The sequence below is a fragment of the Candidatus Enterococcus ikei genome, assembly GCF_017316105.1.
In the GTDB taxonomy this organism is placed as follows: Bacteria; Bacillota; Bacilli; order Lactobacillales; family Enterococcaceae; genus Enterococcus_L; species Enterococcus_L ikei.
In genome coordinates, this window is sequence record NZ_JAFLWD010000018.1 from 19,862 (window position 1) to 42,107 (window position 22,246).

Consider the following 22,246-nt stretch of genomic DNA (forward strand, 5'->3'; position numbering starts at 1 on the left):
CTGTTATTTTACAAATACATTAAGATATCATGCCAATTCTCCAAATATGTTGCGACATGTTTCAAATTGTGAGAAAATAAACATCATGAATTATTCTTGCAAAAAATGAGGAAGTGTCTTATGAAACTATGGAAAAAAGTAATATTAACTGTTTTAGGATTGGTTCTTGTTTCAGTTGCTGGTTTTTGTGCGTACGGAATTAAAATGTACTCTGATGCAACTTATACAGTTAAAGGGGTTTATGAGTCGATCGATCGGACTTCTAAAAGAAGAGATACAGCCGTAAATATCGATGCTCAAGAACCATTCTCTGTTTTATTGATGGGAATCGATACTGGGGATCTAGGTCGCACAGAACAAGGTCGCTCGGATACTACGATGGTAGTTACTATTAATCCTAAAGAAAAAAAATCCACAATGATTAGTTTGGATAGAGATATTTTGACAGAAATTGTTGGTAACGGAACAGAAGATAAATTAAATCATGCATATGCATTTGGTGGAGCGAAGATGGCTATTGATACAGTATCTGAGTTATTGGATATTCCAATTGACAACTATGTATCAATCAATATGAAAGGCATGAAAGATTTAATTGATGCTGTTGGAGGAATAGAAGTCAATAATACACTTGGCGAGTTTACGCTAGATGGTATCGTTGTTCCTGCTGGAAAAGTCAAATTAGATGGCGAAACTGGACTAGCTTACGCTCGTATGCGTAAAGAAGATCCAGAAGGCGATATTGGTCGTCAACGTCGTCAAAGAGAAGTTGTTGAAAAAATTGTCAACAAAGTCATAAGTTTAGATGGTGTATCAAAATATAGAAAAATATTAGATGCAGTAAAAGATAATGTGAAAACTGATTTAACATGGGATAATATGGTAGATATTCAAAAGAAATATATGACTGCTTTTAAAGATATTGACTCATTGCAATTGGATGGGGAAGGCACAGAAATCAATAGCATTTACTATCAATTATTAGATCCTACGAAATTATATGAAGTACAAACCAATTTACGTGCTCAATTAGGTCTGGCTAAGAATGAAGAAATGCAAGCAAAGGATAATAGTAACTATAACAGTTATGTTGGTGGTAATGATGCTGCTGCATATGGCGGAGCACCAGCAGACACCACGTATGGCTATGATTCAAGCACTTATGTGGATCCTAATGCCGACGCTACTTATACTGATCCAAATGCAGCAGTCGATGAGAGTCCTTATTCAGGTAATGGCTACTAAGCATATGACATCTATTCTCGAAAGAGAGTAGATGTTTTTTTGTTTTCTAACCATTTTATACTAGAAATCTTTTTTATACGGTGTTATAATTGGACTATACCAAATATAAACATAAGGGAGCAATTTTTCAATGGAAATTATCAAAGTAGCCAACGCCGAAGAAGGCGGAAAAAAAGCATTTGAATTGATTAAAGAAGGCATGAACAACGGCGCAAAAGTTTTAGGTCTTGCTACAGGAAGCACACCAGAAACATTATATAAAGAGATGACTACAAGTGACTTAGATTTTACAGACATGACTTCGGTTAACTTGGATGAGTATGTTGGCTTAGGCGGAGATGATGATCAAAGTTACCGCTACTTCATGAATGATCAACTATTCAACAAAAAACCATTTAAAAACACATACGTACCAAATGGTAAAGCAGAAGACTTAGCTGCTGAATGCAAACACTATGAAAGTATTATCGACAGCAATCCAATCGATATTCAAATCTTAGGTATCGGTCAAAATGGACACATTGGTTTTAACGAACCTGGAACTCCGTTAGATAGTTTAACTCATGTGGTTGAATTAACAGAATCTACAATCAATGCGAATAAACGTAATTTTGAAAAAGTAGAAGATGTACCAACAAGAGCTGTTTCTATGGGAATCGGTTCAATCATGAAAGGTAAAAAAATGATTTTAATGGCGTATGGCGAAGCCAAAGCTGATGCAATCAAAGGGATGATCGATGGACCTGTTTCTGTTGATTTACCAGCAAGTGCATTACAAAATCATGCAGATGTTGTTGTAATTCTAGACGAAGCTGCAGCAAGTAAATTATAAAAAAATAGATTGTGCTTGGGATTTGATAAAAAATCCTAAGCATTTTTTTGTAGAAATGAATATCACTCTATTGATTTGAATTAGTGCTATAATGAAATAAAAGAGTAGTAGGAGGTGGGCGTACGATGGATATAAATTTAACGGTTCCTGAGATTATCATACGACTATGTTTGGCAATGCTGATTGGTGGAGTAATCGGATTCGAACGACAATACAAAAACCGCCCGGCAGGTATGCGGACACATATTTTAGTTTGCATGGGGGCTACGATTATTGCGCTGATTCAAGTTGAAATTGCTGCAAATGCTTTGCAAGATGCAGTCAATCATCCAGAATTGACTGGCGTGATTCGTTCTGACCAAGCTAGATTGATTGCTCAAGTAGTGAGTGGGATCGGTTTTTTAGGTGCCGGAACGATTATTGTCACGAAGCAGTCTGTAACAGGATTAACAACTGCCGCATCATTGTGGGCTATAGCAGGTTTAGGAATTGCGATCGGAATGGGCTATTATGCAATTGCACTCACTAGTTTTATTGGTGTTTTTATTGCGTTAACTTTAGTTAAAAAGGTAATTCATGTACCGACAACCAAAAAATTAGAAATCCGCTATATCCATAAGCAAGAAACGAAAGAATTTATCAATCAATATTTTGAAGAACATAAAATTGAAATTGAAGATGTAAACTTTAATGTGGTATTGGTAGAAGATACACAGATTTATACGAATATTTATACGATCGATTTACCAAAAGGAATGACTTACGCAGAGGTTATAGAAGATTTGTCGATCTATAAAAATATAACAAAGCTGCGTTTGGTCAGTATCTAAGCGGTTTTTATGAGTACAACTAAAAGAAGGTAACCTTGAAATTTCTTGAGGTTACCTTCTTTTTAGTATTACGATTATTGTAGATAAAAAATAATGATCCAACTTAATAAGACAGTCAGGCAACCGCTAAAAAAATTGACCCAATCATTTGTCATCCATGAGAGTCCACTGATTTGTTTCGTTTGTTTTAGATGGTGCTGTGTTTGTTCTGTTAGTTGTCCACAGATGGGACAACGGTATTTTGTTTGGAGTGTTGCACCTAATAAACTATCCACAAGAGAATCAAAGACACCACAAATAAGAGGAACGATCACAAATAAGCTAGTTGGAAGCTGAAAAATAGGATGCCAGCTATAAACTAGCCAGAAAGAAAATGAAATCAATAGGCTGCCAAAGAAAGATGCAATACTTCCGAGTATAGATACACCACCGGACAAACCTGGTTCAATCTGTTTAAATGATAGAATAGAGCGCGGAACCTTCTTACTTAAAATTCCAATCTCAGAACCCCATGTATCAGCAGTTGCTCCAGCGACTCCGCTAACGTAGCCAATCAAGAATAATTGTTTTTCTGTATAATAGAAAAGAACTAAAGAAATAATGGCTGGAAGACTGTTAGCAAGTACTTGCCAAGCATCTCTGGTATGGCCTTTTTCAACAATTGGTTTGGATTTAGTCACAGTCACCTTTTTTTTGACCAAATGAATACATCCTGAACTTGCGAAAAATAAAATAAGTAATCCCAAAGTTGTCCATGATCCAAATCCACAAACCACTGTAGCAACGAAAATCACAGCAAGTGTTCCAGATTTTGTAAGTAAACGGACGATATAAGAAAACAGACCAATTAGGTTTCCTACAATGAAGCCTAGAAGTAATTTATATAATAAAATAGTCACGATACACCTCGTAAAATAATTTCTTTGGTAAAAGCGTGTTAATAAAATAAGTATATCATGTAAAAAGGGATGATTTCTAACTATCGGGGTAAAAAATAAGTCTAGGATAAAAACGCAAACAGTTTCATCCTAGACTTATTTTATTTTTTAGAGAAAGAATTAATCCATACCAATCAAATAATCGTCATCTTTCATTGCTTCAACAGTTCCTAGTAAGTAACCATTACCAACTTGTGAGAAGAAATCATGATTGCTTGTACCAGTAGAGATACCATTCATAACGATTGGGTTGACATCATTCGCCGTATCAGCAAATAATGGATCCATACCAAGGTTCATCAAGGCTTTATTAGCATTATAGCGCAAGAAAGTTTTTACTTCTTCCGTCCAACCTAGCTCATCATATAATTGTTCTGTATAACGTTCTTCATTTTCATATAGTTCATAAAGAAGGTTGTACATCCAATCTTTCATTTCATTTTGTTCTGCTTCAGGTAATTCATTGAAACCTAATTGGAATTTATAGCCAATATAAGTACCATGAACAGATTCATCACGAATAATCAATTTGATAATTTCAGCGACATTTGCTAATTTGTTATTTCCTAAGTAGTAAAGAGGTGTATAGAAACCAGAGTAGAATAAGAAGGTTTCTAAAAATACACTAGCAACTTTTTTTTCTAATGGTGTACCATTCTTATAAATTTCGTTGATTTTTTCGGCTTTTGTTTGTAAGTAGATATTTGTATTTGTCCATTCAAAGATTTCGTCGATTTCTTTTTTAGTATTTAATGTACTAAAAATAGATGAATAACTTTTAGCGTGGACTGATTCCATAAATTGAATGTTGTTTAAAACCGCTTCTTCATGTGGTGTGCGGACATCATTTCTTAGTTGCTCCATACCGCTTTCAGATTGTACTGTATCTAGTAGCGTCAGACCACCAAATACATATCCTACAGTTGTTTTTTCAAGGTCTGAAAGTGTTCTCCAGTCATCTAAATCGTTGGATAAAGGAATGCGTGTATCTAACCAGAATTGTTCTGTTAGTTTTTCCCAAGTTGATTTATCAATCACATCTTCAATGGCGTTCCAGTTAATCGCTTCATAATATGTTGCCATGTATTTTCCTCCTCATTACCTTTACGTTAAAATACAGTAAATCATAGAACAAGGCGACCATAGGACGCCTTGTTTGTTTTTACGAGTTTGTTGGTATCAATTTTTAGATGACACAACTCTCACATTGGTTACTACCGATCTCTTCAGCATCATCTGTAAATGTTCTTACGTAATAAATTGACTTAACACCTTTATGGAACGCATAGTGACGTAAAATATTCAAATCGCGTGTTGTTTGTTTTGGTGAATCTTTCCATTCGTATAAGCCTTCTGGAATTTCAGAACGCATAAACAATGTCAAACTCATTCCTTGATCCACATGTTGTTGTGCTGTTGCATAAACATCGATTACTTTACGCATATCCATATCATAAGCAGATGTGTAATAAGGAATCGTATCATTTGCTAGATGAGGAGCAGGGTAGTAAATTTTACCGATTTTCTTTTCTTGGCGCTCTTCGATCATACGAGTGATTGGATGGATACTAGCACTTGTATCATTGATATAAGAAATAGAGCCATTCGGTGCAACAGCTAAACGATTTTGGTGGTACAAGCCGTCTTTTTTCACTGCATCCCGTAAGTTTGCCCAGTCTTCAGAAGTTGGAACAAAAATATCTTTAAAGATTTCTTTGACTTTATCTGATTGAGGAGTAAAGTCTCCTTCAATATATTTATCGAAATATGAACCATTCGCATAATCAGATTTTTCAAAATTATGGAAGGTTTCATTGTATTGTTTTGCAATGTTGTTACTTTCTACTAAAGTCCAGTAGTTCAATAAAGTAAAGTACACATTTGTAAAATCTAATGAATCCTTAGAACCATATTCCATATGGTTTTTAGCAAAGAAAGTATGCAGCCCCATTGCACCAAGTCCAATCGTATGACTTAGTTTATTGCCGTTTTGAATAGAAGGAACTACATCGATATCTGAAGCATCTGTAACAAAAGTTAACGCACGTGTCATTGCACGAACAGATTTACCAAAATCAGGGCTATCCATCAAGTTGACGATATTTGTTGAACCTAAGTTACAGCTGATGTCTGTACCAAGTATTTCATATTCTTGTTTGCCATTTAAAACAGAAGGTGTTTGAACTTGTAGGATTTCTGAACATAAGTTACTCATAATGATTTTGCCATATGCAGGATTGCTTCTGTTGGCTGTATCGATATTGATGATATATGGGTAGCCAGATTCTTGTTGTAATTTAGAAATTTCATTTTCTAGATCACGTGCTTTGATTTTACGTTTACGAATTTTAGGATTAGCAACTAGATTATCGTATTCTTTGGTAATATCAACGTAAGAGAAAGGCACACCATACTCACGCTCTACGCTATAAGGGCTGAATAAATACATATCTTCATTATTACGTGCTAGTTCATAAAATTTATCAGGAACCACAACGCCTAAAGACAAAGTTTTTACACGAACTTTTTCATCTGCATTTTCTTTTTTCGTTGAAAGAAACATTTCGATATCTGGATGGAAGACGTTTAGGTAAACAACTCCAGCACCTTGACGTTGACCTAATTGATTAGAATAGCTAAAGCTATCTTCGAATAATTTCATAACAGGAACCACGCCGCTAGCAGCTCCTTCGTAGCCTTTGATTGGTGCTCCTGCTTCACGTAAGTTTGCTAATGTGATCCCCACACCGCCGCCAATACGTGATAATTGTAAAGCTGAGTTGATTGAACGGCCGATGCTGTTCATGTCATCTGTCACTTGGATCAAGAAACAAGAAACAAGCTCACCGCGACGTTTACGTCCTGCATTTAAGAAAGAAGGTGTCGCAGGTTGGTAACGTTGATGAATCATTTCGTCTGCCAATACTAAAGCTAATTCTTCGTTGCCATCAGCAAAATACAATGCATTGAAAGCTACACGATCTTCATAGCTTTCTAAGTATTCAGTTCCTTCATTGTTTTTAAGCGCATATTGTGAATAAAACTTGTAAGCTGCCATAAATGATTTGAATTCAAAATTTTGTTCATCAAGAAATGTGTATAATTGTTCAATAAAAGCCATAGAATATTTTTCGATAAATGCAGTTTCTAAATAATCATTGTCGATCAAGTAGTTGATTTTTTCTTCTACAGTATTGAAGGTTCTTGTATTAGGAAGGACATTTTCTTTGAAGAAAGCTTCCAATGCTTCTTTATCCTTGTGCAAAGGAATTTGTCCGTCAACAGGACGGTTGATCTCATTATTCAGCTTAAAATAGCTAACATCTTTAATTTCTTTTAGACTCAAGTTCATTCACTACTTTCTTAAAGGATTCCACGTCTTCGTTCGTGCCGCTAAATTCAAAAGCAAAAAGCATTGGAACGTTGTAATCACGTGCTATGTCTTTGGCTGTATATACATATAATTCTGCGAAATTGAGGTTTCCGCCTCCAGCAACGCCTTGCAAGTATTCTCGATTGTTTTTGTAATCAAGAAAATCGTTCACTACCTCAGTGATTTCTTGGTCATAAGTAGGAACGACTAGGACAAAAGGCTCATTTATCTCAAAAAAAGGATTCGCAGGCTCAATTTCACAAGCTGCTAAATCCAATTTTTTAATGAAGCGTCTGGTTTGTCCGGTAACTGAAAAATAAACAATTTTCATTTTAGCTAGCCAATTGTTTTAATTGATCAGGACGGAATCCTACAACTGTTGTAGCATCAGAAGTGATAACCGGAACACTTTGGAATCCTTGTTCTTTTAACCAGTCGATTGCGTCTGGTTGGATATCGATATTTACTTCTTCAAATGCTATATTATTCTCGCTCAAAAAGCGTTTTGCCATTTTACATTGGATACAATTATTTTTAGAAAAGATTTTTACGTTCATTTTTAATTCCCCCTCAATTAGTTTACTTCACTAGTATAAATCTCTCACGGAAAAAGTCAACACTTAGGCACTACATATTGTGGTTGTTTTTTGATGTAATACCATGTTTTGTGTTTTTGAAAGAAATATGAAAACACGTATTCTCTAGATTTGAGCGACTTTTATTGTCATTTTCGTGTTTAAAAAAGAAATTTATTAAATTTTGGATTGGAATTTTTAATTAAGAAAACACAAGATATAGTGGTCGAAAACGAAGAGACACACTAACCAAACAGGTGCGTTTTTTAGCACGAATTATTTTCTTACTATAGGTAGAAAGAACATTGATTTAAGTATCACAAACAGGTATACTTAATGAGAACGATTATCAATATCAATGGGATTATCCATGAAATTTTTTCACAATTAGTGAGATAGGTTTGAATATATAGCTTCACGAGCTACAACATAAAAAATAGGAGGACAACTCAATGTTGACATTGGCACAGGCAAAGTTGAATAAGGTTTATACAATTGAAGAGATTCAGGCGGAAGGTTTTGCGAAGAAGCATTTGAATAATCTTGGTCTTGTGCCAGGTGGAAAAGTTGTGTTGGTCAATCACTCTAAGGAGAACGGGATTGTTTTGCTACACAATAGCCGGATTGCAATTAATTTATCTGTATTGAAACAAATTATAATAGTAGAAAAAAGTATCGATGAAGAAAATTGGATATCTCTAGATCAATTAACAGTGGGTGAAAAAGCCCGTGTAATTGGGATTCATGGGCAAGGTGCTGTTAAAAGACGATTGATGGATATGGGACTGACAAAGGGTGTGGATTTACTCGTTCGAAAAATGGCTCCATTAGGTGATCCGATTGAGATCAATCTTCGTGGATATGAACTGACGCTAAGAAAAAACGAAGCAGAATTAGTCTTGGTACAGAAAGAAGGATAAAGGATGAAAGAACAGCATATTGCTCTGACAGGAAATCCAAATAGTGGGAAGACAACAGCGTTCAATGCATTGACGGGTGCGAATCAATATGTAGGGAATTGGCCGGGTGTTACGGTTGAACGAAAAGAAGGGAAGCTGAAAAAAAACAAGCAGATAACAATTCAGGATTTACCAGGTATTTATTCTCTTTCTCCATATACACCAGAAGAGGTGGTTGCCAGAGACTATTTATTGAGCGGTGGTCCAGATGTTATTGTAAACATCGTTGATGCGACAAATTTAGAACGAAACTTGTATTTGACGACTCAATTGATGGAGACGGGGATTCCTGTTGTAGTTGGGTTGAATATGATGGATATTCTAGACAAAACTGGCAGAAAAATCAATAGTGAAAAACTTTCTTATGGTTTAGGTGTGGATGTACTGGGCATAAGTGCCTTGAAAAATCGTGGACTTGATGAATTAGTAAAAAAAGCAGTTAAACTAACAGAAGACTTTCCGCCAGAGTTTAGCTATCCGACTTATGATAATCGTTTAGAAGCAGCATTAAATGAAATCATGGATGTTTTAGGAAACAGTGTATTGGAAAAACAAGCACGTTGGTATAGTATCAAATTATTTGAAAGAGATGCTAGAGTCCATACAGAATTAAAATTGAGTACACTACAGCAAAATGAAATAGAAGAAATCATTAAGATCACAGAACAAATCTTTGGAGATGATAGTGAAGCCATCGTAATCAATGAACGATATGAGTTTATCACTCGTTTAACAGCTCTTTGTTCAATTGAGAAAAACGAAATCACATTCAGTACAAGTGATAAAATCGATCGAATCGTGACCAATCGCTGGTTGGCTTTGCCGATTTTTGCATTGATCATGTGGTTTGTTTACTACCTAGCGATTCAGACTGTTGGGACAATGGGAACAGATTGGATTAATGACGAATTGTTTGGAAATCTTGTGCCAAATACAATTGAAGGTCTATTAGTTAGTTGGCAAGTGGCACCTTGGATGCAAAGCTTGATTTTAGATGGAATCATTGCTGGAGTTGGCGCTGTGTTAGGTTTCTTACCTCAGTTAGCTGTTTTATTCTTATGTTTAGGTTTCTTGGAAGATTGTGGCTATATGTCAAGAATTGCCTTTGTGATGGATCGTTTATTTAGAAAATTTGGTTTATCTGGTAAATCGTTTATTCCAATGTTGATAGCGACAGGTTGTGGAGTACCAGGTGTCATGGCTAGCCGTACGATTGAAAACGAAAAAGACCGTAAGATGACGATCATGGTTACAACCTTTATGCCATGTTCAGCAAAATTGCCGATCATTGCATTGATTGCTGGTGCTTTTTTTCCAAAAAGTAGTTGGGTTTCACCATCCGCTTATTTTATTGGGATAGCAGCAATCGTATTATCGGGAATCGCATTGAAAAAGACACGTTCATTTTCAGGAGATCCAGCTCCATTTATCATGGAATTACCAGCGTATCATATGCCGCAATTGCGTGGTGTTCTTCGTCATGCGTATGATCGTAGTAAGTCTTTTGTTAAAAAAGCGGGAACGATTATTTTCGTGATGAGTATCATTATTTGGTTTACATCTACGTATACATTTACATTACAAGAAGCAGGTGCTGATCAAAGTATTTTGGCCAATTTAGGTAAAGTTATCGCGCCGTTATTCGCGCCACTTGGCTGGGGTACATGGCAAGGAGCCGTTGCTACAATTACTGGTTTAGTTGCAAAAGAAAATGTGATTGGCACATTTGGTATTTTGTTCGGACATTTAGGTGAAGTATCTGAGGATGGTGTGGAAGTTTGGTCTGCATTACAAGCTGCCTTTACTCCTGTAGCTGCGTATTCATTTTTAGTCTTTAATTTGTTATGTGCACCATGTTTTGCGGCTATCGGTGCGATTCGTAGAGAAATGGGCGACTGGAAATGGACATGGGGGGCAATCGGATATCAATGCGGTTTAGCTTATGTTGTTAGCTTCATTATCTATCAATTTGGACACGTTATATTTGAGAATGGTCAAGTTGGTGTGGGGATAATGATTGCCACACTGTTATTGATAATCATGGGCTATTATTTAGTTAGAAAACCAAAAGTAAAAGAAGAACCGATTATCACAATAGCAACTTTAGAAAGAGGGTAAAAACATGGCAACGTTTATTTTAGCAGTATTTATTTTTGGCAGTGCTGGATATGTTGTCTATTCTCGTATTAAAAAAGGGAAGAGCTGTGATGATTGTCATACGACATGCCCTGTGAAAAAAGAGCAGGGAGAATAAAAAAGGTCAGATACAATGAGATAAAACAAACGTAATTTATTTCGTTGTGTCTGATGTTTCCTCTTGAATAAACGACTTTCAAGTGCTACAATATTTAAGTACTAGTTATTTGGGTCGTTAGCTCAGTTGGTAGAGCAGCTGACTCTTAATCAGCGGGTCATGGGTTCGAGCCCCTTACGACCCATTGGGTGCCAAACCCACGAGAATGGTATTCTGTCGGCGTCTTCGGACGTTTAGAAGATGGAATATGCGTTCTCTTTTTTGTTTTTGTGAAGAATAAAAGAAAACCTTTAATATCCAATTAACTTTTGTTATACTTAATGTAATAAAAAATGAATGATAGGAGTATGTATGGAGTACGAAAATATTATTTCTCTAGGATTTTTTTGTAGTGTTGCATCTGACTTAGAAAAGTTAGGGGTAAGAAATGCAAGCTATCCTTTTGATTGGCTAATATCTTCATGGAAAAGCGTAGAAGAATTAATAGACAATGAGTTTGAAGATTTTTTATCTGATGAACTAATCTATCAAATTGAGGGAGCTAGATATAAAAATTTGCGCTATGATCTGAATTTTTACCATGATTTTGACGAATATAAAGATTATTATTCACAAATTGATCAGGTTAGAAGTAAATATAATAGAAGGATTCACCGTTTCTATAGGGACATACAAAAACCGACTTTATTTATAAGGTATATAAAAGATCAAGAGGAGTTAGCATATCTTGAAGAAAACTATGATACAGTATGTCAAAAACTATGTAAGTTTAATAAAAATAACAATATTCTTTTTTTAATGAACGAAGGAAACTATCAAACACATTTGCCAATTAACTTTGTATCTATAGATGATGAGGATATAGTGAATCGAAGCCCTCTTCTTATCAAAGGAATTTCTGAGAAATTGGTGAATAAGTACAATAAGGAAATCTTGCAGAGAAACTTAGAAATTTATTTAAATAAGCAAAGAAAAGTTACTTTATTTAAAGTTATAAAAACTAAATTTATAAGAATATTACAAAAGCTATTTTTAAGAAAATACGTACATAGTAAAAGAACAACTGGTTAGCCTCTATCTTAAATAATGAAACAATATTAAAGCTGTTTTTTTTAGATTGGTAGTTGATATGATGAGGTTGGTAAATTAACTACAATAACCCAACTTCAGCACAATAAATGTCTCTTTATCAACTAATGTTGGTGAATAAAATCCAAAGAATTAAATCAATTAGTATGATTCCTAGAGGGAATTTTCTCTAGGTTTTTCTGTTTGGTTGAAAATGAATAAAACCAAAACACGAAGAAGTTCTCAACTTGAAACTGTAAAAATTACGAAATCCATAGGTATTCTTTTCAACACCTTAATATGGTTGTTTAAACATTCCAGTGCTCCATTAGAATAAGTTAATTCAAGTGCATTTTTAATTTCATTTTGAACCTTTTTAAAAGTAGAAATAACTGTTTGATAATTAAGTAGGAAGCATGGAACCCTCTTCGTTCAACAACTCGCTAAATCTCGCATAATCTCTTGTTTGTAGAGCGTAAAGAAAGTCTTGATAACAAGTGTAGTCCTTTTTCAATTTGTCATCATATGAGTGTGAGCTGAATAATCGAGTGTACCTGAGAAGACCTGGTAGATTCGTCCTTTGATCCGTTTTTTTTAAGCAATTTTCGTTAAAAGAGATGTTTAAGTCTAGAATATCTAAAGCCTCTTTGATAATATTTGTATAAGACATCTTGTTTTTCTCCTTTTGATTGGTTTTCGACGACTTAATTCGAAAGGAAAACAGGATGCCTTTTCTATTATTTTGCATTAAAAAAGATGCCGATGATTTCTCATCAACATCAGAAAGTATAGAGCCATTTTGAAATAGCAATGATAAACAGACTAACTTTCGTTTAGTTTCTTTTTTGTTAATTTCCTACCCTAACTACAAATAAATAACCTGTCAAAAATAAGTTTTTGTCCAAACATTAATTATAAATTTTAAGAAACCCATGTAGGAGTTGTATGAACAATAAAACCTCTATAATAACAGACGATTAAATAAGAAACCATAATAAATAAAGTGGAACTAACAGCAATTGTCTGAACTGCCTTTTTTGAGATTTTTAAATTATAGCGATAACTTAAAAATTGCGTGAAAGGTAAAAAGCAAATTATATATGGATGCAAATATCTACCACTTAGATCATCAAAAGCTTTATTTGGTTTGTCAAAAACCAAATAAAATCCTGCGAAAATACCGATCCAGTTTATGAAGAATATCATTATTTCTCCTAAAACAAAACTAATCTTCCAATTATATCTTTCTTCACTTAACATCACAAAGAAAGCAGATAATATCCAAAAAATGTTGAATATCTCAGGAAGAATTGTAGAAACTACACTAAAGATATTTCCTCCTCGTCTTCCCATTGTGACCACATTCAAATAATTATTGATAAAAATTTTAGTGAAATTAATTAATCCAAATTTTTCATTCAAGAATTGAATAAAGAAAAAGGTTAATATAGCCAATATAATCCAAAAAAATATTTTACTTTGTTTTTTTGAACGATTGTAAAAATTAAAAATTGGTGTCGTAAACATTGGTAATATAAATAATGTGAGTAAAATAAATACATAGTTGTTTTTAGATAAGAGAATTAGAATAATGGTAAGTAATGTATATAATATTTGCTTTCGAGTTAAGGTTTTAAAAGATGTTATTTTTGCTAAATTTAACATATTAATAGCAAAAGCTGTTATAGCAACATAAGCAAAAACATCATAACTTGGACTAGCCAGTTTTTGTAAGAAAGGTACTGAAAAAAGCATAACCAATGATCACTTTCCAACGGTACTATATTTGATTACAAAAAAATAAGCAGACAGTAAAAAATAATAAATTTGCAAGTCTGGAGCAAATTAACATAAAACCGTAACTTGGGTATATTAGTCTTCCAAATAATACTCCTAAACATCGGTTAATTTTGTTCTATAAAAGGATTCTATATCAAAATTATTTTCTTCCCTAGTGGCAGAAGTTGTAATTTTTTCAATATCTCGGACAGTTTCCTTTTGTATAGAATTTGGTTTATTTTTAGAAAACATTATATAGCTTCTGCTTAAGTGAAAGCCTTCATTGCCATTAGCCCATGGTAAAGTAAGGAAAGTAGAAAAAATTCCAAATAAAAGTATTGAAATAACAAAAAAAGATTTTGGCGAAATCCTTTTTTTAAAAAAGTAGATTTCATTAGCACTCCTCAAATCTACGTATTTTATTTAATTATAGTATAACAAATTTTTTAAGAACTACAAAGAGGACAAGGTAAAAGCATTTAGTTTTGAGAATAAAAAAACAATGTTTTTTTCAGTTTACATATTTTTTTACGTTTTAAATCCGTTTATATTCATATCAAGTGAGTATTCCGTTATTTAATGATAGACTAAAGAAAAGAAACACATAGGAGGGGAAAAAGATGAAGAAGAAACTTATTTATTCATTTATATTATTAGCAGGACTATCTCTAGCTGCTTGTGGAGGAAAAGGCAAGACAGTTGACAGTTCAACTACAACTAAAAGCAGTGAAAAAACAAGCCAGACAAATACATCAAATAGTAGTACAACAAAATCTAGTACGAGCCAAAGTTCAACAAACGCATCAAAATCTTCAATTACGTCTGAAACAAAAACGAGCGAAAGCCAATCTGCTGTCAAATCAGATAATAATTCACCAGCAAACCAAGCTGAAACTGTATTAAATAATTTGAAAGCAGCATTTCCAAATGATGCTCTACCACAAGCCATATTAACAAGTAAAACAGCAAAATATTTAACAGCTGCAACGACGAGTCCTGCTGATCAAGGGAATTTCAGAGTTTTATATTACGCGGAAGATCACGGGATTGCAGTGAATGATCTTGCAGTCAACGACTTGCGACCGATCGCCTCATTTGAGAAAAAAACGTATGATTCAAATGAATCTGCTGCTAGTGCAGTCAATCAAATCATCGATAACGGGGGAAGCCAAATCGATTTAGGCTATGGAATTACAGGATATCAACAAGGTGCTGCAGGTTCTAGCTATTTATCATGGCAAGAAGGAAATTGGAGTATGGTGGTTAGAGCCTCAAATATTGGCGGTGAAGTTGCTGAACCACTAGCTAAGGAAGTCGTGACTTATTTAGAAAAAGCGATGCTCCCAGCTCCTCAAAACATTGGACAGATTTCTTTAACAGCTAGCATAAGTGATAGCTATCAAAATAATTCAGTCGTTTGGCAAAAAGGGACGACGGTCTACACGATTCAACACTTTGATGCCTTACAAGCACTCAAAATGACTGTATCGACAAATCAATGATTTTAACAATTATTTTCTAACAACCCAAACGAAGTATTAGTCGATTAATAAAAATTTCTACTAATCAAAAAATAATGAGAAAAGCCTTGTACCAGTTATTTGTTTCAAGAAAGATCAATTTCCAATGGAAAAATAAAGCAGAATCATCATTGACGAAACATTCACTCATCTTGTACAATGAGTACATGATAGAAGCAAAATAATAAAATAAAAAGGCACTTCACAATTTGGTGGCCGCCAAATTGCGAAGCCCTGATAAGTCAGCAGACACTGACCAATCAAGTTGCCCTCGTCAATGCAAAAGCACTGACATGATTCATTGTACTCAATTTTTAGGAAAATATCTACCCCTAAAAATACACGAGATGACGAACATGCCAGCGTTTACTTATTGAACGATACAACGGTATTGGAAGTAATTCTGATACCGTTTTTTATTTTTGCTTCTATCTACTGTTATAAATATCCTTGTTAGTTGTACTTAGATATAGGAGCTGGGTATGATTTAACGTTTGGGGATGTATTGGATAAAGTCTATCACTATAGGCATTTGATTTATCTATTGGGGAAGAAAATCAACGACTGAAAAAATGGGTTCATTTAAAATCAGAAGGAACTCTTGTTACCTATAGTGATAGCTTTAAACAAAAGTATAAGTGAATGTCATATACTTTGAACTTATTATAATATAAGAATTACTAATGAAGCAATTGAAACGCTGAAAAATAAAAAATCTTGTTTTAAGAAGGTTGAGACCATATTGCAATAAAAATAGTTATTGTGTGATCCTACTTTTATTAGGTTGAGAATGAGCTAAACGACTAGCCGCAGCTGCAGCAATTGCGCCGACGATATCATCTAAGAAGGTATGGACTTGAGGTCCCTCATGGGAATTCAGTTTGGCTAAGATTCCAGGTTTTACTTTGTCGATATATCCATAGTTAGTAAAACCGATCGAACCATAAACATTAACGATCGAAAGTGCCAAAATTTCATCAATACCATAAAGACCCTCATCTTCTTCCAAAATTTCTTGTAAAGGATGAAGTAATTTCTTTTCTTCAGCTAAAATATCTAACTGAATACCAGTAATGATTGCGTTGTGTACTTCACGTTTAGACAACACACTATCAATATTTTCAATACAAGTCTCTAAATCTAGATCTTCAATATAAGGTTTCTGCAAAAATAAAACTAATTCTGCTAAATCTTTCATCTCAACGCCCCGATCTTTCAAAAGTTGTCGGGCCGTATGCTCTAACGTTTCACCTTTTATCACCAAAATAAAAACCTCCAATGCGTCATTTTTAAACTTAGAATACATCAATGGTATACTATCTAGAGAGAAAAATGCAAGGAGAAGATCTATGAATCCATTAATAGAATGCTGTGAACAAAATTTAGCCAAAGGTGCAGAACTTTTGTTGAATGACCCTTTTATCGAGGAAAACGGTGATGTAATCTCTTATTCCTGTATGAATGAATGTGTCCTTTGTGCTCAAACATTCTTTGTTTTGTTCGAAGGCGAGCGTATTACCGGTGCTACACCAGAAGAATTGGTTGAAAATATAAAAAAAGCCATTTTATTATGGCAGGAAGATATGGGTTAAAAAAATAGAACTTGCCGTTAAAAGGCAGGTTCTATTTTTATTAAAGCATTTTAGCTTCTTTTCCTTCGAATAAGCTAGTACTGTGCATGGGCTGAGTTCTTGTATCTGGTTTAATGTAGTGAAGCGCATTGTTGACAGCAGTTGGTGCTTCACCGAAGCCTGTAGCAATTAGTTTGACTTTACCATCATAATTACAGATATCACCAACAGCGTAAACACCAGGAATATTTGTCGACATATCTGAGTTAACTTCGATTGCATTACGGCTGACATCTAAGCCCCAATCTTTTAAATGTCCTAAAGATGAAGTGAAACCATAATTGATGATCAAAGAATCTAAATCTAGTTTTTCAAAATTATCGGCTTTGGTTTCTTTCAACTGGATTCCTTTGAAAGAGTTATCTTCTACTAATAGTTGATCAATGACATATGGCGTGTAAATAGAGACTTCAGAATTCTTTAAATTATCTACACTGTGTTCATGTCCACGAAATTCTGGACGACGATGGATGATAGAAACTTCTTCTGCGATAGGTTCCAACATCAAAGCCCAATCAATAGCAGAATCACCGCCCCCCGCGATAGCAACTTTTTTCCCAGAAAACTTATTCATATCAGTAACATAATAATGGACATGATTTCCTTCAAGTTCTTCTGCACCATCAATGGTTAAACGTCTAGGCTGAAATGAACCATTTCCGATAGCAAAAATCACTGCTTTAGAATAGTGAACACCTTTTGATGTTTCAATACGTAAGTAGCCATCTTCTTGAACTAAATTTCTCACTTCTTCTTCTAAACAAGTCTCATGAGCAAATGGGGCGATTTGCTTTTCTAGATTTTCAATCAGTTCACTAGCTTTGATTGCAGGAAAGCCAGGAACATCATAAATATATTTTTCAGGGTAAAGCGTAGATAACTGTCCGCCAAGTTGTGGTAGACTATCGATGATTTTAGTTTTGGCTTTTCGAATACCAGCATAAAAAGCGGCGAAAAGACCTACAGGACCTGCGCCAACAATTGTTAAATCATATATATTTTTTGAATCAGACATTGAAATTTCCTCCAGTTTCTATAATAAAAAAGTTTTCATCTATAAAGATAAAATCAAAAAATGATTGTATATCGTTTTTCACAAAATAGCACTTGTAACAGAAAAAAGCAAGTAAGAGTTTGTGAAAAAAAGGTTCCCTTAAAAGATTGGTAAAGATAATGGAATTTTCAAGTGAAGTTGTTTATGATATTATAAGTAAGTAAAAATTAACGAGGAGGAAATAACTATGTCAGAATTTCCACAATTAGATTTAGCAAATGTTAAAGGCCCTAAAGCCGTGATAAAAACCAACCGCGGAGATATTACTGTTCAACTTTTCCCGGAACACGCACCAAAAACAGTTGAAAACTTTGTTCAACTAGCTAAAAAAGGCTATTACGATGGTGTGATCTTCCACCGTGTCATTCCTGATTTCATGATCCAAGGCGGTGACCCTACCGGAACAGGTATGGGCGGCGAAAGTATTTATGGTGAAAAATTTGAAGATGAATTTTCTAAAGACGTGTTCAATTTACGTGGTGCATTGTCAATGGCAAATGCGGGACCGAATACTAACGGCAGCCAATTTTTCATCGTGAACAATCAAAATGTTCCAGCTAACATGATGGGACAATTAGAAGGTGCTGGTTTCCCAGCAGAAGTAATAGAAGCATATAAAAAAGGCGGAACACCATGGTTAGATTTCCGTCATACTGTTTTCGGTCATGTTGTGGAAGGTATGGATGTAGTTGATGAAATTGGCGGTGTACAAAGAGACTCTCAAGATCGCCCAACTTTTGATGTAGTCATTGATAAAGTAGAAATCAACGAATAATAGTCTAGTGACATAAAAAAAGTGAAACATAAACAATTGTTTATGTTTCACTTTTTATTCTATTCAAAAGCCCGTGTGATTCTACGTAAGCCTTCTATTAATGTTTCTTTGGGACAAGCAACATTTAAGCGCATATGTTGTGTTCCTTTTGGACCAAAGGTAATTCCGGCATTTAATACTACTTTTCCTTTGTGAACGAGTTGTTTTTGCAGTTGTGCATCGGTCAGACCCAAAGCTGAAAAATCTAGCCAGATTAGATAAGTACCTTCTGGACGCATCATTTTAACTTGAGGAAGTTCAGTTTCTAAGAACTCGGTCACAGTATCAATATTTTCCTTTAGATAAACTAAGAGCTCTTCTAACCACTTATCCCCATTATTATAAGCGGCCTCTGTACCTACGTAACCGAAGATATTGATCTCATTCTGGAAATTACGTTCTTGTGCATTAACAAATTTAGTTCGTAAATCAGGATTTTCTATAAAAATCATTGAGTTTTTGATACCAGCTAAATTAAACGTTTTTGTTGCAGCCGTCAAAGTAATTGAGAAATCCTTAAATGTTGGATGAACATTCGTGAAGGTTGTAAATACGTGAGGAGCAAAAATCAAGTCTTGATGAATCTCATCACTAATGACAAGCACATCATATTTGGCACATAATTTACCAAAAGCTTCCAATTCACTTTTTGTCCAAACTCGCCCACCAGGATTGTGAGGATTACATAAGATAAACAGACGGATATTTTCTGCGACGATTTGTTTTTCCATCGCATCTAAATCCATTACAAAGTGTTCTTGCTCTATTAATAAAGAACTACGAATAAGTTTCCGATTGTTTTGTTCGACAACTTTAGCAAATGGGGGATACACTGGATCATGGATCAAAATTGCATCACCAGGTTCAGTATATGCTTGAATAGCGATTGAAAGACTCGGAACAACGCCACTATTGAAAAGAATTGCTTCTTTATTGACTGTATAATCATGATGGCGCTTTTGCCAACTCTGTATTGCTTCGTATAATGATGCTGGAGCAGGGGAATAACCCAAGATACCTTGTTCCACAGTTTTCTTTAATGCGTCTAAAACAGGCAAATTTGCCTTGAAATCCATGTCAGCGATCCATAATGGCAGTAAATCCGTTTCTCCATATGTATCTTTAATGGAATCCCATTTAGAACAATTCGTATTGCGGCGATCATAGACTGTATCAAATTTTACCATTCAATTCTTCCTCCCTAATATAAAAGCATTTTTTCGTTAAATACGATTTAACTATAGTATAATGGACTTTCAATAAAATATGAACAAAAAGAATTGTTACTATAGAAGAAATAAATTCATGCACATTTGAATAGAACATGATATCATTTTAAATGAGAAACTCAATTTGATGGAAATAACGAAAAGAGGATAATGTAATGGAGTACAAAATAGGGATGATTCTTAATGGAACAATTACGGGTTTACAACCATATGGCGCATTCGTTTCCTTGAGTGATACGACTCAAGGATTAATTCATGTTTCAGAAGTGCAGGCAGGTTTTACAAAAAATATTCATAGTTTATTGACAGTTGGACAAAAAGTTCAAGTTCAAGTTATAGATATCGATGAATATTCAAAAAAAATCAGCTTATCTTTAAGAACTTTAGAAACACAGAACCAGCAGCCTAATCAACGAAGAAAGAAATATTTCACCAATAAAAATAGGAAAATTGGTTTTGCTACATTAGAAAAAGAGCTTCCTATCTGGACTGAAGAAGCAATGGATGAATTACTTACGAAATAATTCTGTTTTTTTTCAGAAAATGTGGTACAATTCTCCTAGTTTATGAAAACAAAAATTAATTGAGGTGGATGTTTTGTCTAACAAAAAAGTCGCTGGTACTATTATGCTGAATCTAAATGATGGTTCGAAAAAGTTTCTAGTTCATCCAGTTGGTGATTCAATGGAGTTTGTTAAAACAAAAGTTTCTAAGGATATGACAGGTTTAGCGAGTATGTTGCAAGTCTTTAAAGAAGAGATTCAACTAGATGTAACTTCAATTAGTTTAGTCGAGTTAACAAATGCGCATACAGATGCTGAAAATATGCCCTTATTTGTATTTGAAATGAGCGAAGATCATATGGTTCCTGCGATAGATGACAAGTATGTCTGGGAAAAGCCATCTGAATTAAAGACTTTATTAGCTTCTTATGAAATTGAAGGAGTACCGATGTTTTAAAATTAAGCAGATAGATAAAAATAAAAGGTACTACTTTTATATACCTTTTGTTTTCGCATTATGGCAAGAAGCAAAACTAACAATTAGTTTTGCTTCTTTTTTTATAAAGTGTATGTAATAGGAGGAAATCATATTGAGACTAAAACAAGTAACAAAGGATGAAACCCAAATAGCAATGTCGATGCTGAAAGAAACTGCTGAATGGTTAAAAGAAGTAGGAAGTGATCAGTGGTCAGAAATTTTACACGGCGAAGATAAGCATGGTTTAGCAAATGCAGTAGAAAAAGGTGAAGTATTTTTTCTCTATAATAGTAGTAACTTATTAGTTGGAATGGCAGCGGCGTGGAAAACACCTACAATATGGGATGAATTACTTTGGGAAGACTATGGAATTTACCAAGAAGCTTGCTATGTGCATCGTGTACTTATACGCCCAATATATAAAGGAGAGGGATATGGTAAGGAATTATTGAATGCATTAAAAGTGAAGTTTGAAGGTGAAGTATCGGAGTTACGTCTAGATTGCTTAGCAAGTAATTATAAGCTGATACAGTTTTACAAAGAAAATAAGTTCACCAATATTGGAAGTTCAACAGATTCTAATGGGATAAAATTCGAACTATTTTCTTATTCTTTATAAAATCAATCGGAAATATCGAGTATTTCAAAGGGATTGATAAGTCTATACTCTATATAAAGTGTAAAGACGAAAATAGCTAGATAAGTGGTAAAACTTAATGAAAAAAAATATCACTTTTTTTCAAAATAATGGTTGACCAATTAGAGAAAACTTGTTATATTATATCTTGTCGCAAGGCACTGATGAAACACGCCGAACGATACAGATAATATAACATTCCAAGTTTGAAAAAAATTTGGAAATCAGTAAAATTGTTGTTGACAAACAATGATTAACCTGATAAACTAGTGAAGTTGTCACAAAAGAAAGGACAACGAAGCGAGAAGTTAAATAACGTTTCAAATTTGAAAAAAACTTGAAAAATCAGGAAAAAGTTGTTGACAAATAACAAACAACCTGATAAACTAAAGAAGTTGTTGCGAAAGAAACGACAACGCTGGGCAGAAAAAAACTTTTAAAACTTTTGAAAAAAAGTGTTGACATCAAATCGAAGATTCGATATGATATAAAAGTTGCTGCGAGGTAACACGGTAGACCTTTGAAAA

General features: G+C 34.2%; 22 protein-coding genes, 1 tRNA gene and 1 pseudogene. 14 read left to right on the forward strand and 10 right to left on the reverse strand.

Annotated features, from left to right (window positions below; genetic code table 11):
- The first annotated feature begins 120 nt into the window (after nucleotides 1-120).
- The 3 genes from JZO69_RS08420 to JZO69_RS08430 all read left to right on the forward strand — a co-directional run bounded on the left by JZO69_RS08420 (nucleotide 121) and on the right by JZO69_RS08430 (nucleotide 2,907).
- Complete coding sequence (locus JZO69_RS08420; protein WP_207112443.1) at nucleotides 121-1,245, forward strand: LCP family glycopolymer transferase; 1,125 nt, start codon at nucleotides 121-123, stop codon at nucleotides 1,243-1,245.
- 130 nt (nucleotides 1,246-1,375) lie between these two features.
- Nucleotides 1,376-2,077 carry a glucosamine-6-phosphate deaminase gene (gene nagB / locus JZO69_RS08425; RefSeq protein ID WP_207112444.1) on the forward strand — a complete coding sequence of 234 codons (702 nt, stop codon included), beginning with the start codon at nucleotides 1,376-1,378 and terminating at the stop codon, nucleotides 2,075-2,077.
- A 125-nt stretch (nucleotides 2,078-2,202) separates the two neighbouring features.
- On the forward strand, nucleotides 2,203-2,907 hold the full coding sequence (locus JZO69_RS08430) for an MgtC/SapB family protein (protein ID WP_207112445.1): 705 nt from the start codon (nucleotides 2,203-2,205) through the stop codon (nucleotides 2,905-2,907).
- A 74-nt stretch (nucleotides 2,908-2,981) separates the two neighbouring features.
- Here JZO69_RS08430 and JZO69_RS08435 read toward each other — a convergent pair whose 3' ends face one another.
- From JZO69_RS08435 to nrdH, 5 genes are all read right to left on the reverse strand, one after another.
- Nucleotides 2,982-3,806, reverse strand: coding sequence for a DUF92 domain-containing protein (locus JZO69_RS08435; protein ID WP_207112446.1), 825 nt, complete (start codon nucleotides 3,804-3,806; stop codon nucleotides 2,982-2,984).
- 159 nt (nucleotides 3,807-3,965) lie between these two features.
- The gene (gene nrdF, locus JZO69_RS08440) at nucleotides 3,966-4,928 is read right to left on the reverse strand and encodes a class 1b ribonucleoside-diphosphate reductase subunit beta (RefSeq protein WP_207112447.1); all 963 of its coding nucleotides are present in this window, start codon (nucleotides 4,926-4,928) and stop codon (nucleotides 3,966-3,968) included.
- Nucleotides 4,929-5,031: 103 nt separating this feature from the next.
- Nucleotides 5,032-7,191, reverse strand: coding sequence for a class 1b ribonucleoside-diphosphate reductase subunit alpha (nrdE, locus tag JZO69_RS08445; protein WP_207112462.1), 2,160 nt, complete (start codon nucleotides 7,189-7,191; stop codon nucleotides 5,032-5,034).
- Nucleotides 7,172-7,549, reverse strand: a complete 378-nt coding sequence (gene nrdI, locus JZO69_RS08450) for a class Ib ribonucleoside-diphosphate reductase assembly flavoprotein NrdI (RefSeq protein ID WP_207112448.1) — start codon at nucleotides 7,547-7,549, stop codon at nucleotides 7,172-7,174. Before nrdI ends, nrdE begins: the two co-directional genes overlap by 20 nt.
- A 1-nt stretch (nucleotide 7,550) precedes the next feature.
- On the reverse strand, nucleotides 7,551-7,775 hold the full coding sequence (gene nrdH / locus JZO69_RS08455; protein WP_010760423.1) for a glutaredoxin-like protein NrdH: 225 nt from the start codon (nucleotides 7,773-7,775) through the stop codon (nucleotides 7,551-7,553).
- Between the two features lie 470 nt (nucleotides 7,776-8,245).
- On the opposite strand from nrdH, the gene JZO69_RS08460 reads away from it, so the two are divergent.
- The 5 genes from JZO69_RS08460 (at nucleotide 8,246) to JZO69_RS08480 (ending at nucleotide 12,077) form a co-directional block, all read left to right on the forward strand.
- The gene (locus JZO69_RS08460; RefSeq protein WP_207112449.1) at nucleotides 8,246-8,713 is read left to right on the forward strand and encodes a FeoA family protein; all 468 of its coding nucleotides are present in this window, start codon (nucleotides 8,246-8,248) and stop codon (nucleotides 8,711-8,713) included.
- A gap of 3 nt (nucleotides 8,714-8,716) precedes the next feature.
- Nucleotides 8,717-10,870, forward strand: a complete 2,154-nt coding sequence (gene feoB / locus JZO69_RS08465; protein ID WP_207112450.1) for a ferrous iron transport protein B — start codon at nucleotides 8,717-8,719, stop codon at nucleotides 10,868-10,870.
- A gap of 4 nt (nucleotides 10,871-10,874) precedes the next feature.
- On the forward strand, nucleotides 10,875-11,006 hold the full coding sequence (locus JZO69_RS08470; RefSeq protein ID WP_207112451.1) for a FeoB-associated Cys-rich membrane protein: 132 nt from the start codon (nucleotides 10,875-10,877) through the stop codon (nucleotides 11,004-11,006).
- Nucleotides 11,007-11,117: 111 nt separating this feature from the next.
- Nucleotides 11,118-11,190 (forward strand) — tRNA-Lys (locus JZO69_RS08475).
- A gap of 167 nt (nucleotides 11,191-11,357) precedes the next feature.
- Entirely contained in the window at nucleotides 11,358-12,077 is a 720-nt protein-coding gene (locus tag JZO69_RS08480) for a DUF1796 family putative cysteine peptidase (protein WP_207112452.1), read from the forward strand.
- Nucleotides 12,078-12,264: 187 nt separating this feature from the next.
- Here the strand turns inward: JZO69_RS08480 and JZO69_RS08485 are convergent.
- Both JZO69_RS08485 and JZO69_RS08490 read right to left on the reverse strand, forming a co-directional pair.
- Nucleotides 12,265-12,576: pseudogene (locus tag JZO69_RS08485) on the reverse strand (transposase); the annotation flags it as partial.
- A gap of 419 nt (nucleotides 12,577-12,995) precedes the next feature.
- Nucleotides 12,996-13,835: a hypothetical protein gene (locus JZO69_RS08490; RefSeq protein ID WP_207112453.1), complete on the reverse strand. Its 840-nt coding sequence runs from the start codon at nucleotides 13,833-13,835 to the stop codon at nucleotides 12,996-12,998.
- 638 nt (nucleotides 13,836-14,473) lie between these two features.
- Here JZO69_RS08490 and JZO69_RS08495 point away from each other — a divergent pair.
- Nucleotides 14,474-15,355 carry a hypothetical protein gene (locus JZO69_RS08495; protein WP_207112454.1) on the forward strand — a complete coding sequence of 294 codons (882 nt, stop codon included), beginning with the start codon at nucleotides 14,474-14,476 and terminating at the stop codon, nucleotides 15,353-15,355.
- Between the two features lie 775 nt (nucleotides 15,356-16,130).
- Here JZO69_RS08495 and JZO69_RS08500 read toward each other — a convergent pair.
- Nucleotides 16,131-16,637: a phosphatidylglycerophosphatase A family protein gene (locus tag JZO69_RS08500; protein ID WP_207112455.1), complete on the reverse strand. Its 507-nt coding sequence runs from the start codon at nucleotides 16,635-16,637 to the stop codon at nucleotides 16,131-16,133.
- 85 nt (nucleotides 16,638-16,722) lie between these two features.
- Here JZO69_RS08500 and JZO69_RS08505 point away from each other — a divergent pair, with 85 nt between their 5' ends.
- Nucleotides 16,723-16,965 (forward strand): DUF1450 domain-containing protein, encoded by a 243-nt coding sequence (locus tag JZO69_RS08505; protein WP_207112456.1) that lies wholly within the window; start codon nucleotides 16,723-16,725, stop codon nucleotides 16,963-16,965.
- Between the two features lie 40 nt (nucleotides 16,966-17,005).
- On the opposite strand, the gene JZO69_RS08510 is transcribed toward JZO69_RS08505, so the two are convergent.
- Complete coding sequence (locus tag JZO69_RS08510; protein ID WP_207112457.1) at nucleotides 17,006-18,019, reverse strand: NAD(P)/FAD-dependent oxidoreductase; 1,014 nt, start codon at nucleotides 18,017-18,019, stop codon at nucleotides 17,006-17,008.
- Nucleotides 18,020-18,245: 226 nt separating this feature from the next.
- Between JZO69_RS08510 and JZO69_RS08515 the strand changes: the two genes are divergently transcribed.
- Nucleotides 18,246-18,833 carry a peptidylprolyl isomerase gene (locus JZO69_RS08515; protein WP_207112458.1) on the forward strand — a complete coding sequence of 196 codons (588 nt, stop codon included), beginning with the start codon at nucleotides 18,246-18,248 and terminating at the stop codon, nucleotides 18,831-18,833.
- A 59-nt stretch (nucleotides 18,834-18,892) separates the two neighbouring features.
- Here the strand turns inward: JZO69_RS08515 and JZO69_RS08520 are convergent, their stop codons facing one another.
- Nucleotides 18,893-20,059, reverse strand: a complete 1,167-nt coding sequence (locus JZO69_RS08520) for a MalY/PatB family protein (RefSeq protein WP_207112459.1) — start codon at nucleotides 20,057-20,059, stop codon at nucleotides 18,893-18,895.
- A gap of 197 nt (nucleotides 20,060-20,256) precedes the next feature.
- Here JZO69_RS08520 and JZO69_RS08525 point away from each other — a divergent pair, with 197 nt between their 5' ends.
- From JZO69_RS08525 to JZO69_RS08535, 3 genes are all read left to right on the forward strand, one after another.
- A complete protein-coding gene (locus JZO69_RS08525) occupies nucleotides 20,257-20,625 on the forward strand; it encodes a CvfD/Ygs/GSP13 family RNA-binding post-transcriptional regulator (protein WP_207112460.1) in 369 nt (122 codons plus the stop codon).
- A gap of 64 nt (nucleotides 20,626-20,689) precedes the next feature.
- Entirely contained in the window at nucleotides 20,690-21,061 is a 372-nt protein-coding gene (locus JZO69_RS08530; RefSeq protein WP_207112461.1) for a hypothetical protein, read from the forward strand.
- A gap of 133 nt (nucleotides 21,062-21,194) precedes the next feature.
- Complete coding sequence (locus JZO69_RS08535) at nucleotides 21,195-21,701, forward strand: GNAT family N-acetyltransferase (RefSeq protein ID WP_242586656.1); 507 nt, start codon at nucleotides 21,195-21,197, stop codon at nucleotides 21,699-21,701.
- Nucleotides 21,702-22,246: the final 545 nt, after the last annotated feature.